General features: G+C 61.7%; 18 protein-coding genes. 8 read left to right on the top strand and 10 right to left on the bottom strand.

Annotation, left to right across the window (positions count from 1 at the left end):
* Window positions 1–13: 13 nt before the first annotated feature.
* From AAFM31_RS16595 to AAFM31_RS16585, 3 genes are read left to right on the top strand one after another with little or no spacing between them, the layout of a single operon-like run.
* Window positions 14–2,497, top strand: coding sequence for a phosphomannomutase/phosphoglucomutase (locus tag AAFM31_RS16595; RefSeq protein ID WP_341709015.1), 2,484 nt, complete (start codon window positions 14–16; stop codon window positions 2,495–2,497).
* Window positions 2,498–2,523: 26 nt separating this feature from the next.
* The gene (gene argB / locus AAFM31_RS16590; RefSeq protein WP_341709014.1) at window positions 2,524–3,429 is read left to right on the top strand and encodes an acetylglutamate kinase; all 906 of its coding nucleotides are present in this window, start codon (window positions 2,524–2,526) and stop codon (window positions 3,427–3,429) included.
* A complete protein-coding gene (locus tag AAFM31_RS16585) occupies window positions 3,429–3,890 on the top strand; it encodes a thioesterase family protein (protein WP_341709013.1) in 462 nt (153 codons plus the stop codon). The genes argB and AAFM31_RS16585 overlap by 1 nt, the downstream gene beginning before the upstream one ends.
* Here the strand turns inward: AAFM31_RS16585 and AAFM31_RS16580 are convergent.
* Window positions 3,881–4,489: a DUF4124 domain-containing protein gene (locus AAFM31_RS16580; protein WP_341709012.1), complete on the bottom strand. Its 609-nt coding sequence runs from the start codon at window positions 4,487–4,489 to the stop codon at window positions 3,881–3,883. The two genes, AAFM31_RS16585 and AAFM31_RS16580, sit on opposite strands and share 10 nt — an antisense overlap.
* A gap of 131 nt (window positions 4,490–4,620) precedes the next feature.
* The gene (pyrE, locus tag AAFM31_RS16575) at window positions 4,621–5,265 is read right to left on the bottom strand and encodes an orotate phosphoribosyltransferase (protein WP_341709011.1); all 645 of its coding nucleotides are present in this window, start codon (window positions 5,263–5,265) and stop codon (window positions 4,621–4,623) included.
* 72 nt (window positions 5,266–5,337) lie between these two features.
* Here pyrE and AAFM31_RS16570 point away from each other — a divergent pair, with 72 nt between their 5' ends.
* The gene (locus tag AAFM31_RS16570) at window positions 5,338–6,117 is read left to right on the top strand and encodes an exodeoxyribonuclease III (protein WP_341709010.1); all 780 of its coding nucleotides are present in this window, start codon (window positions 5,338–5,340) and stop codon (window positions 6,115–6,117) included.
* A gap of 73 nt (window positions 6,118–6,190) precedes the next feature.
* On the opposite strand, the gene AAFM31_RS16565 is transcribed toward AAFM31_RS16570, so the two are convergent.
* Together AAFM31_RS16565 and rph are read right to left on the bottom strand one after the other, a co-directional pair.
* Window positions 6,191–6,583, bottom strand: a complete 393-nt coding sequence (locus tag AAFM31_RS16565; RefSeq protein WP_371833049.1) for a DUF4870 domain-containing protein — start codon at window positions 6,581–6,583, stop codon at window positions 6,191–6,193.
* 141 nt (window positions 6,584–6,724) lie between these two features.
* Window positions 6,725–7,444: a ribonuclease PH gene (gene rph / locus AAFM31_RS16560; protein ID WP_341709026.1), complete on the bottom strand. Its 720-nt coding sequence runs from the start codon at window positions 7,442–7,444 to the stop codon at window positions 6,725–6,727.
* Between the two features lie 120 nt (window positions 7,445–7,564).
* On the opposite strand from rph, the gene AAFM31_RS16555 reads away from it, so the two are divergent.
* On the top strand, window positions 7,565–8,431 hold the full coding sequence (locus AAFM31_RS16555) for a YicC/YloC family endoribonuclease (protein WP_341709009.1): 867 nt from the start codon (window positions 7,565–7,567) through the stop codon (window positions 8,429–8,431).
* 48 nt (window positions 8,432–8,479) lie between these two features.
* Here AAFM31_RS16555 and AAFM31_RS16550 read toward each other — a convergent pair whose 3' ends face one another.
* The 3 genes from AAFM31_RS16550 to puuE are packed head-to-tail and all read right to left on the bottom strand — an operon-like array spanning window position 8,480 to window position 10,777.
* Complete coding sequence (locus AAFM31_RS16550; protein ID WP_341709008.1) at window positions 8,480–8,977, bottom strand: ureidoglycolate lyase; 498 nt, start codon at window positions 8,975–8,977, stop codon at window positions 8,480–8,482.
* A 10-nt stretch (window positions 8,978–8,987) separates the two neighbouring features.
* Entirely contained in the window at window positions 8,988–9,836 is an 849-nt protein-coding gene (locus AAFM31_RS16545; RefSeq protein WP_341709007.1) for a bifunctional allantoicase/(S)-ureidoglycine aminohydrolase, read from the bottom strand.
* Window positions 9,833–10,777, bottom strand: coding sequence for an allantoinase PuuE (gene puuE / locus AAFM31_RS16540; protein ID WP_341709006.1), 945 nt, complete (start codon window positions 10,775–10,777; stop codon window positions 9,833–9,835). The genes AAFM31_RS16545 and puuE overlap by 4 nt, the downstream gene beginning before the upstream one ends.
* A 150-nt stretch (window positions 10,778–10,927) precedes the next feature.
* Here puuE and AAFM31_RS16535 point away from each other — a divergent pair, with 150 nt between their 5' ends.
* The 3 genes from AAFM31_RS16535 (at window position 10,928) to AAFM31_RS16525 (ending at window position 13,130) form a co-directional block, all read left to right on the top strand.
* Window positions 10,928–11,671, top strand: a complete 744-nt coding sequence (locus tag AAFM31_RS16535) for an aspartate/glutamate racemase family protein (RefSeq protein WP_341709005.1) — start codon at window positions 10,928–10,930, stop codon at window positions 11,669–11,671.
* Between the two features lie 99 nt (window positions 11,672–11,770).
* Entirely contained in the window at window positions 11,771–12,478 is a 708-nt protein-coding gene (locus tag AAFM31_RS16530; RefSeq protein WP_341709004.1) for a cytosine permease, read from the top strand.
* On the top strand, window positions 12,366–13,130 hold the full coding sequence (locus AAFM31_RS16525) for a cytosine permease (RefSeq protein ID WP_341709003.1): 765 nt from the start codon (window positions 12,366–12,368) through the stop codon (window positions 13,128–13,130). The genes AAFM31_RS16530 and AAFM31_RS16525 overlap by 113 nt, the downstream gene beginning before the upstream one ends.
* A gap of 38 nt (window positions 13,131–13,168) precedes the next feature.
* On the opposite strand, the gene AAFM31_RS16520 is transcribed toward AAFM31_RS16525, so the two are convergent.
* The 3 genes from AAFM31_RS16520 to AAFM31_RS16510 form a co-directional block, all read right to left on the bottom strand.
* Window positions 13,169–13,924 carry a GntR family transcriptional regulator gene (locus AAFM31_RS16520; protein WP_341709002.1) on the bottom strand — a complete coding sequence of 252 codons (756 nt, stop codon included), beginning with the start codon at window positions 13,922–13,924 and terminating at the stop codon, window positions 13,169–13,171.
* Between the two features lie 117 nt (window positions 13,925–14,041).
* Entirely contained in the window at window positions 14,042–14,353 is a 312-nt protein-coding gene (locus AAFM31_RS16515; RefSeq protein WP_341709001.1) for an EthD family reductase, read from the bottom strand.
* Window positions 14,354–14,523: 170 nt separating this feature from the next.
* The gene (locus tag AAFM31_RS16510) at window positions 14,524–15,552 is read right to left on the bottom strand and encodes a DUF2254 domain-containing protein (RefSeq protein WP_341709000.1); all 1,029 of its coding nucleotides are present in this window, start codon (window positions 15,550–15,552) and stop codon (window positions 14,524–14,526) included.
* Between the last annotated feature and the right edge of the window lie 57 nt (window positions 15,553–15,609).

Raw genomic sequence — 15,609 nt, 5'->3', positions numbered from 1 at the left:
CTTACGAACAATAATGAAACTGACCAGAAAAACTAGCAGCAACGCCCCCGGGCTACCAGCCACGGGCCTGCCTATCGCCCTGTCGCTAACCGGCATCGCCGCCGCCGCAGCGGTACTCTGGATTACCCTTGGCGACTACGCAACCCAGCGCACGAATGAGCTGGTGGCCAGCTACGCCCAGCAGCAGGTCAGCGCCATCAACCTCAGCCTGGCCCAACTGGACCGCGATCTTGAGCGGGTCGCTGCCAACCCGCAGCTGCAGGTCACGCTCGAGCGCAACGACAGCACGCCGCTGCAGCGCCTGCTGCGCTACCACGGCGCAGACACGCTGGCGATCTACACCAATGCAATCAACCGGGCCGAGCGCGTCGAGAACGAGCAGGCACCGTTGAACTTCGCAGCGCTGGACATGATCCGTCGAGCCGAACACGATCTGCCGGTACCGGTTGAAGCGCACAAGGTCGGCAACCGTTGGCTAATGTATGGCGTCAAGCCCCTGCGTGCCTCCAGCAACGCACCCATCGGCGGCACGCTGGCTGCCGTGCTGCAGGTTTCACGCGTCACCGCCACCCTTCCGGAACTGCCCCCGCAAGCAGGGCAGGTACGCCTGATCCAGCAATTCCCGAACGCGCCTGAGCAAGTTCTGTTCCAGCGCGGCGAAGGCAGCGGCGCCCCGGTCACCCTACAAACTGCTAATCCGGCCTGGCGCCTGGAGTTTCGCCCCGGCCCGGCAGTGTCCAGCGTGCAGCCGAACATGCTGATGCTCGGCATCGCCGCGTTGGTTGCCCTGGTTGGCCTGATGTTGGGTCTATCGCTCCTGCACCGCAGCTGGACCCGCGCCCTGCGCGCCGACGCTAACACCCTGACCCAGCTGACCCTGGGCAACAAGGCTGGCAGCATCCAGCTCGGCCCCCTCGAGCCGCTGCCACAGAACATCCAACAACTGCTCAAGCGCGCGCCCGAGAGCAACGGCGCTGACACCCGAGCACCGCAAGGCACAGCGGCCGAACAGCCGGTCGCAGCCCAGCAAGACGGCGATGTGCTCGACATTGACATCCTCGACGACGACCCCTTCAACATGCAGAACCCCGACGATACCGCCGGCAACGGCCACACCACTATCCCCGAGCTGCCAGCGGAGATCTTCCGCGCCTACGACATCCGTGGCGTGGTGGGCAAAAGCCTGACCGAAGAAGCTGTCTACTGGCTCGGCCGCGCTATCGGCAGCGCCTCGCTCGACGCTGGTGAGCCCAGAGTTGTGGTTGGCCGCGACGGCCGCCTGTCCGGCCCGGCTCTTAGCGAGCAGTTGATCCAGGGCCTGGTCGACAGCGGCTGTCAGGTCGCCGACCTCGGCATGGTACCGACCCCCGTGGTCTACTTCGCCACCAATACCACCGACGCCACCTCCGGCGTGATGATTACCGGCAGCCATAACCCGCCGGCCTATAACGGTCTGAAAATTGTCATCGCCGGACAGACCCTGTCCGGTGAGCAGATCACCGCCCTGCACCAGCGCCTGCTGCAGAACCAACTGCGCACCGGCAACGGCACCCGTGAGCGCCTCGAGATCCTCGACAACTACCTCAACCACATCGTCGAAGACGTCTTAATCGCTCGCCCGCTGAAGGTCGTGGTCGACTGCGGAAACGGCGTCGGCGGCGTGATTGCCGAACGCCTGATTGAAGGTATCGGCTGCGAGGTAATTCCGCTGTTTTGTGATGTGGACGGCCTGTTCCCCAACCACCACCCGGATCCGGGCAAGCCGGAAAATCTGGCCACGTTGATCGAGACAGTCCAACGCGAAGGTGCCGATCTGGGCGTGGCCTTTGATGGCGACGCAGATCGTTTGGGCTTTGTTACCAACAGCGGCGAAATGATCTACCCCGACCGCTTGATGATGCTGTTTGCCGAAGACATCGTTACCCGCAACCCCGGCGCCGACATCGTCTTTGACGTCAAATGCTCACGGCAGCTGCCGCAAGTCATCAGCCGTGCCGGTGGCCGGCCGATCATGTGGAAGTCCGGGCACTCGCTGGTCAAGGCCAAGATGAAGGAAACCGGCGCCCTGCTCGGCGGCGAGATGAGCGGCCACCTGTTCTTCAAGGAGCGCTGGTTCGGCTTCGACGATGGCCTCTACAGCGCCTGCCGGCTGCTGGAGCTGCTGTCGCTGCAGCCTGAAACAGCCGACGAGGTTATGGCCCGTTACCCGGCGAGCATCAGCACTCCCGAGATCAACATCACCGTCGGCGAAGAACGCAAGTTCCAGATCATCGACGCATTGACCGCGGGCGGCGACTGGGGCGACGGCGAAGTCACCAGTATTGACGGCATCCGTGTAGACTTTGCCAACGGCTGGGGCCTGATCCGCGCCTCCAACACCACCCCGGTGCTGGTGCTGCGCTTCGAGGCTGACAGCGATGCCGAACTGACCCGCGTGCAGGACCTGTTCCGCCAGCAGTTGCAGACCATCGCACCCGACCTGCAGCCCACTTTCTGAATCACCACAGGAGACACCAGACCACCATGTTGAGTCGCGACGCCGCCGCCCAGGTTTCACGCGTTCTTACCGAAGCCCTGCCCTACATCCAGCGCTTCACCGGCAAGACCATCGTCATCAAGTACGGCGGAAACGCCATGGAAAACGATGAGCTGAAGAACAGCTTTGCCCGCGACATCGTGCTGATGAAAACCGTCGGCATCAACCCGGTAGTTGTTCACGGCGGTGGTCCGCAGATCGGCGATCTGCTCAAGCGCCTGAATATCGAAAGCCAGTTCATCGAAGGCATGCGGGTGACCGACAGCCAGACCATGGACGTGGTCGAAATGGTCCTCGGCGGCCAGGTCAACAAGGACATCGTCAACCTGATCAATCAGCATGGCGGCAGCGCCATCGGCCTGACCGGCAAGGACGCAGGGCTGATCAAGGCGCGCAAGCTGAAGGTCAGCCGCCAGACGCCCGGCATGGATAAGCCCGAGATCATCGACATCGGCCACGTCGGCGAAGTCTCCAGCGTCAACGCCAACCTGATCAACCGCCTGGTCTCCGATGACTACATCCCGGTCATCGCACCGATCGGCGTGGGCAGCGACGGCGCCTCCTACAACATCAACGCCGACCTGGTTGCCGGCAAAGTTGCCGAGGCGCTGGGCGCCGAGAAGCTGATGCTGCTGACCAACATCGCCGGGCTGATGGACAAGGAAGGCAATGTACTGACCGGCCTGAGTACCGCGCAGGTCGACGCACTGATCGCCGATGGCACCATCTACGGCGGCATGCTGCCGAAGATTCGCTGCGCGCTGGATGCAGTTCAGGGCGGTGTCGGCAGCGCCATCATCGTTGACGGCCGGGTACCGAACGCGGTCCTGCTGGAACTGTTCACCGACACCGGCGTCGGCACCCTGATCACCAATCAGGTGCGGGGCGAGTAATGGACAAGGCCGACTTCCGCTTCAGCACGCCGCTGCGCGTGCGCTGGTCCGAGGCCGACCCGCAGGGCATCGTCTTCAACGGCCACTATCTGAACTACGCGGACGTCGGCGTGACCGAGTACTACCGGGCACTGCGCGCCGCTGCTGGCGTGCAACCCGGTGAAGGCCTTGATGGCAGCGAGTTCTTTGCGGTCAGAACGCTGCTCGACTACAAGGCGTCAGCGCTGTTCGACGACCTGCTGGACATTCATCTGCGGGTTTCCCGCTTCGGCAACTCCAGCATGAGCTTTGTGGTGGGGATCTATCGGGAAGATACGCTGCTGGTCAGCGGCGAGATCGTTTACGTGCATGCCGATCAGCAAACCCGCCGACCGACGCCAATCCCGGACGCCTTCAAAGCAGCGGTACGTAGTTTCGAGTCTTGCGCACCGCAGGAAACGGCAGGCGCTGCTCAGGGCTGAGCAGGAAGCTCCACGCCGAGCAGAAAGGCCAGCCGCTCGCGCTGAGCGGCATAATCTGCCCGCACGGCAGCAATTTCGGCCTGCTTGCGTTCTATTCGCTGCTCCTGGCGACGGGTTTCCGCATCAACCGTCGCCAACTGATCCAAAATGGCCTGATCTACCGCACGACCAGCACGCTCGTGGTTGGCAGCCTGTGAGCGCAGGGTCTCTCGCTCCTGCTGCAGCTCGGCAATGCTGGCGCGCGCCGACGCAATCTGGTTTTCAAATTGCTGAACTTGCCGACCCTGTGCCCGATCCAGATCCGCCAGACTGCTGTAGAGCCGCAGCAATGTGGCGTCCTCTGCGTCCTGCTTCTTCTGCGCTTCCAGCGCCAGCCGCCGCGCCTCGCGCTCCTCCGGGGTAGGCGCCGCCGGAATCACCTGCTTGACCCGCCCGTTGCTATCCAGCACCTCATAACCGTTGCCGACAAACTGCGGCGGCACCTGACGGTCCAGGACGACAACGCCGTTATTGTCGACGTAGCGGTAGAGCTCTTCGGCGACACTCAGCGGCGACAGCAACACCAAGGCAAGTGCGGTACAGCTCAAGATTCGGTTCATCGCAGGCGGTTCCTCGTTCGTTCCTGCCTTCCTCAGCATTAGCTTCAGGCCAGATTGCTGGCCAGTTGGCAGTATATCGACCGAGGCCGCCAACACGTTAGTCAATGATCAGTATCCTGCAAACTCTGTGATCAGATACCGAATTCCGAACGGTAGGCTTGCACCGCCGGCAGGTGTTTCTGCAGCTCAGGGTCATCCTGAATGAACTGCATGACTTGGTTCAGACTGACGATGCTGATGACGGGAATACCGAAATCACGCTCAACCTCCTGAATGGCCGACAGCTCGCCCTGCCCACGCTCCTGACGATCCAGCGCAATCATCACCGCGGCCGGGGTAGCGCCAGCCTGCTGAATGATCTGCATCACCTCGCGCACAGCGGTACCGGCGGTGATCACATCGTCGATGATCAGCACGCGGCCTTCCAGCGGCGCACCCACCAACGAGCCACCTTCGCCGTGATCCTTGGCTTCCTTACGGTTGAAGCAGTAAGGCAGATTACGGTCAAAGCTGTCGGCCAGCGCCACTGCCGTGACGGCCGCCAGCGAGATGCCTTTGTAGGCCGGACCAAAGATCACGTCGACGTCCGGCAAACCGCTATGCACTAGCGCCTGGGCATAGAAGCGACCCAGTCGGCTCAATGATGTACCGTCGTTGAACAGCCCGGCATTGAAGAAATACGGACTCTTGCGCCCTGACTTGAGAGTGAACTCGCCAAATCGCAAGACATTGCGATCCAGCGCAAAACGAATGAACTCCCGCTGATATTCGTGCATCTACACCCTCATCATTAACAAAAGTCGACAAAGCTCGGGTATCATACACGCTGGTTTTTTGGGGGGCCATGCATGCGAATCATCAGTCTTAACGTCAATGGAGTGAAGGCCGCCGCCGAGCGTGGCCTGTTTGACTGGCTGCGCACCCAGGATGCCGATGTCATCTGCCTGCAGGATATCCGCGTTACCGCCCCCGAACTCGAGCAAGACCCGTACTGGCTGGACGGCTACTGGCAGTACTGTTTTGAAGCCGAAAACCCTGCCGAAGGCGGTGTTGCCATCTATACCCGCGTCGCCCCCAAGGCAATCATCATGGGCCTAGGCTTCGAGTCCGCTGACCGCTACGGTCGCTTCATGCAGGCCGACTTCGACAAACTCAGCATCGGCTCACTGCTGCTGCCCTCCGGCCGCGACGGCGACGCGGACCTGAACCAGAAGTTCAAGTTCATGGAAGACTTCGCCAACTACCTGAACAAGCAGCGCCGCAAGCGCCGCGAGTTCATCTACTGCGGCTCGCTGTACGTTGCCCACCTCAAGCTGGACGTGAAGAACTGGCGCGACTGCCAGAACGAGCCCGGCTTCATGGCGCCCGAGCGCGCCTGGATGGACGAAATCTTCGGCAACATGGGCTACGTTGACGCACTGCGCGAAGTCACCCGCGAGTCAGAGCTGTACAGCTGGTGGCCGAACAGCGAGCAGGCAGAAAATCTCAACCTTGGTCTGCGCTTCGACTATCAGTTCCTGACTCCCGGCCTGCGCCGCTTCGTCAAACAGGCCAAGATCCCGCGCAACGCCCGCTTCTCGCAGCACGCGCCGGTGATCATCGATTACGATTGGACCCTGAGTATCTGATCCGGTCGATGCCAGCGACACAAAAAACCCCGAAGCCAGCGACTGACTTCGGGGTTTTTCGTTGCTGCAGCGACTACTTGATCAGGCGCCAGCAGAACGGATAGCGGTAGGCCTGACCTTCATTGGCCTTGATCGCAGCGATGATGGTCAGCACCAGCGCGCCTACTCCCACTACCCACATCAGCAGCAAGCCAATCAGCACCAGTGCCAACAGCAGGCAAACCAGCATCAGCAGGGCAACGGTGATCTGAAAATTGAGCGCCTCTTTGCCCTGATCATCGATGAAGGGATCCATGTCCTTCTTCAGTTGCCAGATGATCAGTGGGCCGACCAGATTGCCGAACGGAAAAATGAATCCCAGCAGGGCTGAAAGATGCACAAACAACGCCCATTGGCGTGCTTCCGGTCCGGGCATTCCGGGAGGGCTTGGCGGCGTGTTGTCGGGCTGGGTTACGGGATCAGTCATTGAAAGCACTCCTTGGCGTAAACGGTATTGGCCGAGTTTTAGCAGAGATTCCACCCCCTGCCTATGCCGGCAAACAGGCCAGCACGACCGCTGCACAAAAAAGGCCGCCCAACGGCGGCCCCTTCACAACGCGCGCTCGCGTTAGTCTTCCAGCGCAGCACGCTGCAGCACGAACAGCTCGTCGGTACCCTTGCGCGCCAGCGCCAGCATGGCGTTGAGGTCATCGGCACTGAACGGCGCCGCCTCGGCGGTACCCTGTACTTCGATAAAGCCGCCCTTGTCGGTCATCACCACGTTCAGGTCGGTATCGGCAGCGGAGTCTTCCGGGTAATCCAGATCCAGTACCGGAACGCCCTGATAGATGCCGACAGAAATTGCCGCAATCATCTGCACCTCAGGCACCTTCTTGATCGCACCGCGTTGCTTCATTGCCCGCAGTGCATCAACCAGTGCCACACAGGCACCGGTGATCGACGCAGTCCGAGTCCCGCCGTCGGCCTGAATCACATCGCAGTCGATGTACAGGGTATTTTCACCCAGCGTCTTCAGATCAACTGCTGCGCGCAGTGAACGGCCGATCAGGCGCTGAATCTCCAGCGTGCGGCCGCCCTGCTTGCCTTTGCTCGACTCACGCTGCATGCGCGAGCCGGTAGAGCGCGGCAGCATGCCATATTCGGCGGTGATCCAGCCCTGACCACTGCCACGCAGGAAGCGCGGCACCCCGGCCTCAACGCTGACGGTGCAAATCACCTTGGTATCGCCAAACTCAACCAGCACAGAGCCTTCGGCATGCTTGGTGTAGTGACGGGTCAGGGTAACCTGGCGCATCTGGTCGGCGGCGCGTTCGCTGGGGCGTTTCATCATCTGGAATCCTTGTACTGCAGGTGGGGAGACGGCGGAGTATAGCACCCCGGCGATACCCCCGGACCGCAGCAAGGCGCTACAATGCCCATCCGCTCACCAACCAGACAGAGGATCAGCATGGTTTACAGCATGACCGCCTTCGCCCGCAGCGAACTCAGCACCGATCAGGGCAACCTGGCCTGGGAACTGCGGTCGGTGAACCACCGCTATCTGGAAGTCACCCTGCGCCTGCCCGAGGCCTTTCGCGAACTGGAAGGGCCACTGCGCGAACTGCTGCGCAAGCAGCTTGCTCGCGGCAAGGTCGAGTGCACGCTGCGCTTCAACCCGGCCGAGCAGCAATCCAGCGAACTGAGCCTGAACCAGCCGCTGCTTGATCAACTGATCCGTACCACCGAGCAGCTCAGCGCCCGCCTGCAAAACGCCGGCCCGGTCAACCCGCTGGAGCTGCTGGCCTGGCCGGGCGTGGTAATCGGCGAAAAGACGGATCAGGGCGATCTGGTCAAACAAGCTCGTCAGCTGTTCGATCAGGCCCTCACGGAGCTGAAAGAGCACCGTGCTCGCGAAGGCGCCGAGCTGAAGCAGCTGATCATCGAGCGCCTGAGCAGCATCAGCGAGCGCACCGCGGTGATCCGCGACATGATGCCGACGCTGCTGACCGCCCACCGGCAGAAGCTGATCGACCGCTTCAATGACGCCAAGCTGGAACTGGACAGCACCCGCGTCGAACAGGAAATCGTGCTGCTGGCGCAGAAGATCGACGTCGCCGAAGAGCTCGACCGGCTCGACACCCACGTCGCCGAAACCCGCCGGGTGCTGGACAGCAAAGACGCCATCGGCCGCCGTCTGGACTTTCTGATGCAGGAGTTCAACCGCGAAGCCAACACCCTTGGCTCCAAAGCCATCGACACCCGCAGCACCCAGGCCGCGGTGGACCTGAAAGTGTTTATCGAGCAGATGCGCGAGCAGATCCAGAATATCGAGTAAGCCGATACCGCTCCGTTGCGGAGCGGTGCGCCCCTCAATTCAAGGTCGCTACAGGGTGACCCTGATGGCGACGGCGTACTCATCGCAGTTGTGCCCTGCGCCACCGCGATCCACCACCAGAAACTCCCCTTCACGATCCAGCACCGACTGAATCGCATGCCAGGTGCCGATGCGGTAATTGACGCCCTGCCGGCCGTCGGTGATGAAGGCGCGCACCTCGGTCGGATCAATCTCATCGCCCGGCGGCGCCACCACAATCAGAAACTGCTCCTCGTGCAGCGGCATGAACGCCTGACTGCCGAGCGGGTGACGTTCCAGAAAGGTCAGCTCCAGCGGTACGGTGGCTGGCTGACTGACAAAGATGCTGATCAGCACCCGCGCCGATTCGCCTGCCACCTCGACCTTCGCCAGATCATGATGGCGACGGGTACGGCCCGCGTTGATCATGAAGTGCTCTGAGGCGCGTGAATCAATCACCTCACCGAAGGCCGCGAAGGCCTCCGATGTCAGGGGCTGGGCCGTCAGCTGCAATACGTCAGCGCTCATCCCCAGCTCCTCAACGACCAAAGGTCGGCAGTTTCATGTGGCGGTTGACGTCCTTGTACAGCAGGTAGCGGAACGGGCCCGGGCCACCGGCGTAGCAAGCCTGCGGGCAGAAGGCGCGCAGCCACATGTAGTCACCGGCCTCTACCTCCACCCAGTCCTTGTTCAGCAGGTAGACCGCCTTGCCTTCCAGCACATAGAGGCCGTGCTCCATGACATGGGTTTCGGCAAACGGAATCGCGCCACCCGGCTGGAAGTTGACGATATTGACGTGCATATCGTGGCGCATGTCGCTCATATCGACAAAGCGAGTGGTGCTCCAGGCGCCATTGGTGCCGGGCATTTCCAGCGGGGTGATGTCGTTCTCGTTGGTGACGAAGGCCTCCGGCACATCAACCCCTTCAACTCTTTCATAGGCCTTGCGCACCCAGTGAAAGCGCACCACGGCGCCACTGTTGTTGTGCAGCTGCCAGTCGCTGCTCGGCGGAATGAAGGCATAACCGCCCTCTTTCATCTGGTGCTGCCGACCGTTCAGGGTCAGCGTCATTTCGCCTTCCACCACAAACAGCACGCCCTCGGCGATCGGATCGGTTTCCGGCTTGTCACTGCCGCCGCCCGGCTGTACCTCCATGATGTACTGCGAAAAGGTCTCGGCGAAACCGCTCAGCGGGCGCGACAGCACCCACAGGCGGGTGCCGGTCCAGAACGGCAGGTGGCTGGTCACGATGTCACGCATCACGCCCTTGGGGATCACCGCGTACGCCTCGGTAAACACCGCGCGGTCAGTGGTCAGCTGGGTCTGCGGCGGATGACCGCCGGTCGGTGCGTAGTAACTGCGGCGATCAGTCGATTGCTTGCTCATACTGCTTGCTCCTGAGAGGTAATCGGGTGGTGCTCAGCCCAATGGCGGGCGATATCAACACGGCGTGTCACCCAGACCCGATCATGGGATTCGATATAGTCGAGAAAACGCTGCAACGCGCGGAAGCGGCCGGGGCGACCGATCAACCGGCAGTGCAGGCCGATCGACAACATCTTTGGCAGGTCTTCACCTTCGGCGTAGAGCACGTCAAACGCGTCCTTCAGATACTGAAAAAAGTGGTCGCCGGTGTTGAAACCCTGCGGCGATGCAAAGCGCATGTCGTTGGTGTCCAGCGTGTAGGGCACGATCAGGTGATTGTGCAGCGCACCGGTGCTGTCCGCCTCACGGGTCCAGAACGGCAGATCGTCGCCGTAGTAGTCGCTGTCATAGAGGAAGCCGCCCTGATCCAGCAGCAGACGCCGGGTGTTCGGGCTGTCGCGACCGGTATACCAGCCCTCGGGCTGCGCACCGTAGAGTCGCTGGAAGATCTCCAGCGCGCGCTGCAGGTGCTCACGCTCCACCGCTTCCGGGATGTTCTGATAGTGAATCCAGCGCCAGCCGTGACAGGCGATCTCGTGGCCCAGTTCATGGAATGCCTGCGCGACCTCCGGATGGCGCTCCAACGCCATCGCCACACCGAATACGGTCAACGGCATGCCGCGCCGTTCAAATTCGTTGAGCAGTCGCCAGACGCCAACCCGCGAGCCGTACTCGTAGATCGACTCCATGCTCATATGACGGTCAGCAAACGCTGCCGCCCCGACGATTTCCGACAGAAACTGCTCCGAGTGGCTGTCGCCGTGCAGCACGCAGTTCTCGCCACCCTCCTCGTAATTGAGGACAAATTGCACGGCAATCCGGGCTCGGCCGGGCCAACGGGCCTCCGGCGGCGTGCGGCCGTAGCCAACCAGATCGCGTGGATACACAGCGCTATCGCTCATGAAAACACCTTTTTCGCTGAAGAAAGCCTGCAGTTCGGGTGAGCAGCGTTTATCACGCCCAATAACCACAAGGCATTTTGATTTTTTGACTCAGGAGATTGTATACAATTAATCTATTATTTTGTGTACATACATGAGCAGGTCAGATTCATGCATATTCGCGTCATCAACCCGAACACCACCCACGCCATGACCGAGACTATCGGTGCAGCGGCACAAGCCGTTGCCGCGCCCGGCACGCGGATCACTGCCAGTCAGCCGGACAGCGGGCCGGTATCGATCGAAAGCCATTTCGACGAAGCGGTCAGCGCCATGGGTGTCATCGAAGAAGTGCGTGCCGGCGAACGCGAGGGTACTGACGCCTACATCATTGCCTGCTTTGGCGACCCCGGCCTGTATGCCGCCCGTGAGCTGACCCGCGCACCGGTGATCGGCATTGCCGAAGCCGCGTTCCACGTCGCCAGCCTGATCAGCACCCGCTTCTCCGTCGTTACCACCCTGCCACGCACCCTGATCATCGCCGAACACCTGCTCGACAATTACGGTTTCCGCCACAGCTGCCGCCGCCTGCGTGCCGCCGACATCCCGGTGCTGGACCTCGAGGAGAACCCGGACATCGCGCTGGAACGCATCATCGACGAATGTTTGAAGGCCAAGCGCGAAGACAACATCGGCGCGATTGTGCTCGGCTGCGGCGGCATGGCAGACCTGACGCCGCAAATCAGCGACGCGGTCGGCCTGCCGGTGGTGGAAGGGGTAACCGCAGCAGTGAAGCTGGCCGAGGCCGTGGTTGGGCTGGGGCTGGGCACCAGCAAATTTGGCGATCTGGCGTTTCCGGGCAGCAAGCGCTTCACCGGACGCTTTGCCGAGTATTCTGATCTGGCCCACGGCTGATCAGGTGACAGCGCGCCCCGCGGGGCAAACATAAGAAAACCGCAGGATCGAATGATCCGGGGAGACAACAATGCATAACACAGCCCACGGGGGAGTCTCATGAACACTGACGCCAGCACGGTCGCCGCCGGCAGCCAGCCGAGCATCGAAACCAAAGCCGCCGGCGAGGAATCCCTAGCGCCGCAAAAGGTTCGCATCATGGGACGCCTGTCCTATCTGCTGGCCTGGTTCGGTGGTTGCGTTTCCATCGGCACCTTCACCATGGGTTCCAGCGTGGTCGGCAGCCTTAACCTGATTCAGGCCACACTCGCCATTGCCATCGGCTGCTTTGTTATCGGTATCGCACTGGTGCTCAACGGCGCCGCCGGTTACAAGTACGGCATCCCCTTCATGGTGCAGGCGCGCAGTGCGTTCGGCTTTGCCGGCACCCGCTTGCCCGGCCTGGTACGTGCGGTACCCGCCATCGTCTGGTACGGCTTCCAGAGCTGGATCGGCGCCGGCGCGCTGAACATGGTGTCTGCCACCCTGTTCGGCTTCGACAATCTGGTGTTTTTCTTTATCGCCTTCCAGTTCCTGCAGATCGGCCTGTCAGTCATGGGCTTTCAGGGCATCAAGTGGCTGGAGAATGTCGGCAGCGCCTTTATCCTCGCCTCGCTGGTCTACATGTTCTACAGCACCGTCCAGCGCTACGGCGATGGAGCTCTCCACCAGCCTGCTGACCATGCAAGGCTCATGGGGCTTGCCGTTCTGGAGCGCCACCATGCTGTTCCTCGGCATCTACAGCACCATGATTCTCAACGTCAGTGACTATGCGCGTGAGCACAAGCACGGCACCGGCCCGGGCCTGCTGACGACCATCTACTCGATGTCAATCCTGCCCTGCACCCTGTTCATGGGCCTGATCGGGTATATGGTGTCGGAAGCGACCGGTGTCGCGGACCCGATCCAGGTGTTTGCCAACGCGGTCGACAACACCCCGCTGCTGATGACCACCCTGCTGTTCATCGCCTTCGCCCAGGTCACCACCAACGTCTTGAACAACGTGGTGCCGCCGACCTACGTCCTGATGGATGTGTTCAAGCTGAAGTTTCGTCCGGCCACGGTGATTGTCGGCCTGCTGGCCTTCGCTACCTTCCCGTGGAAGCTGGTCAGCGCGGATTCAGCCGCCGGTCTGCAGGTGTTCGTACAGACCTACTCGGCGTTCCTTGGCCCGATCTTCGCGATTCTGGTGGTGGACTACTATCTGATCCGCAAGCGCACACTGAACCTGGAACACCTGTACGACACAAACGGGCCGTATCAGGGTGTTAACTATGCAGCGCTGATCGCCACCGCCATTGGTGCGGTGGTCGCCCTCAACGTATCAAGCATTTCCTGGTATGCCAGTCTGATCCCGGCGGGCCTGACCTACTACCTGCTGATGCAGTACTGGGGGCCTTGCCAGCGCTTCCGCCGCTGAGCCCCAAATCGCCGACGGTGCCTGCGCCGTCGGCGTGATCAGCTGCGATACGCGGCGAAGATATCCTGCAGATCAGGGACGGTCTGCGGCGAGTCGGCAATCGCCAGCGACCCCTCGATCGCATCCAGATGCTGCGCCATGAACGCAGCAGCAGCGTCACCATCCCTGCCTTCCAGCAATGTGATCAAGCGATTGTGATCTGTGCAATCGCAGCCCAGATTACCGGCATTACCGTACACCGCCAGAATCAGCGATGAGCGCGAGCACAGCTGCACGACAAAGCTCGCCAGCGTCTGATTACCCGCCAGCCCCGCCAGACGGCTGTGAAACTCCGCCGAGCACTTGATCGCGGCGCTCTGATCCCGCGCCGCTAACGCCCGCTGCTCCTGCTCGGCCAATGCGCGCAGCTCGACCAGCGCCGCATCATCGATCTGCAGCGCCAGTTGCCGCATCAGGCCGCACTCAACCATCCGCCGGGCATCAAAAACTTCGCGCGCTTCCTCGGCGGACGGCCGGGTCACGCTGGCGCCCTTGCCCGGCGTCAGCGTAATTAACTGATCCATGGCGAGGCGCTGCAGTACCTTGCGAATCCCGGTTCGGCTGACGCCGAACACCTCGGCCAGCGCATCCTCGCGCAGGCGCGCGCCCGGTTGCAGGCGGTGTTCGATGATGGCGTCGCTGATCGCCTGATAGATCCGATCCTGACGCAGCGCACCGGCACCGGATACCGGCGCAGTGGCAGCAGATCTGTTGTCAGCAGCACGCAACGCTGATGAAAGCCGACGTGCGGTCATCAGGGAGATTCCTCGACAGAGTGAAAAGGCAAAGCGGGCGCTATTGTAGCGGTTTCGGCACGGACGATGTGCGCCGACCAGGCCCGCACCTGATGATCAGGCGCGGGCGAACACCCATCAGGCAACGACTTGGCTGATGGTGACGACCGGGGTGATATCCGTGTAGTTGGCCATGTCCTCATTCAACGCCTTGCCACCTGCAGCGAAGGCCGCCTGAAACTGCGCCATATCGGCAAAGAACAGGTGAGCAGACGCAACAAACTGCGGCGCCTGACCCGCACCATCGGCCAGACACTGATCCACTTCCAGCTTCAACAGACCATGCGCATCCAACTGCTGATGAATCAGCTGGGCATGTTGCTGCTGGTAATAGCTGTGATCAAAGCGGGCATTTTCCTGGGCGGGGTAGGACACGGTGATTCGAATCATGTTGCAGAACTCCATTATTGTTCGAAAGGTCCAGCAGCCAATCGCACCATCCAACTTCAGCAGAAGGCAGGCTGCTCGATGCACCACCATAGCACCGCTTCAGGTGCCTCAGACGCTACCCCGGCGCGTCAAATGCCGCGTTATAAGCAGCGCCACAGGCGGCCACGGCGTTACAGCGCCAGCAGCCGCATAACCTCGGCCTCCACCCGCTGTCGATCAACAGCCAAGGACAACTGGTCTTCCGTCAGCGCGTGCGCCTGCCGCGCCAAACGTTGGGCGGGAGCCACCAGTCTCGAATCCCTCGCCGCCAGCGCCTGCAACGATTTGAGCAGGCGCAGCTGCACGTCGATACGCCCGGCACCGTCACGCACGATCGGGCCGAACAGGTCATCGAACAGGTCATCCAAGGCCAGCGCCACCAGCCAGACCCGCGGATAGCGCACCTCATCGCCCTGCGGGTCACGGTAGTGCACCCAGGCAGACAGCAAGCGCACCCCGCGGCCGAGAATATCAATGGCCGTGCCCGGGTCATTGACCGCCGGCGACAGCGCGCGCGAGGCGATCTCCGACAGCACCGACAACCCAAAGCGCGGGTCCTGATCAAACGAGCGCATGTCACCCAAAGTGAAACACGCACGCAAATGCGCCTGCACATCCTCATCAGCGGCGCCGTCGAACCGCAGTAATGGCGCCGCCGGGTGCACAAAGCAGCCGGGCTGAACCACGACATACAAACGCAGATCATGCGCCTGCGCACAGTCCTGCAGCGCGCCCACGTCCAGATGCTGAAGGTACTGCGTGTCTTGCGGGTAAAGCGCTTGCGCCTGCGCCGGCAGCGCATCCAGGTCCAGTCGGCGGGCGCCCAGACACGGATTGGCGATCCGATCCTCAAGCGCACACGCCGTCACCTGCTCGACCCGGGCCGTGGTATCGCCAACCCGGCCAAAGCGCGACAGATGCTCGATCCAGCGCAGAATGGTCACGACGATCAGCACGATGACCACCAGCGTTACCGCGAACAACAGGACGCGGCCATTCTCGTCATAGGCGTCAGTACTCAGTGCCACCAGTCCGACCAGACTGAACAGGAAAGCACCGATAAAGGTCCCCAACACGTTCTGCGTCGTCGTGTCCTGCATCAGCAGTCGGGTAGCGCGGGGGGTCACGTTGGCCGTCGCCGCACCGTATGCCGCGACCATGACACTAAGGAAACGCTGATCAAATCAGATTTGCGCATCACCCGCGCCGATCAACTG

It is taken from the genome of Halopseudomonas sp., assembly GCF_038130085.1.
Classification (GTDB): domain Bacteria; phylum Pseudomonadota; class Gammaproteobacteria; order Pseudomonadales; family Pseudomonadaceae; genus Halopseudomonas.
This window is presented reverse-complemented; position numbering and strand designations above follow the sequence as displayed.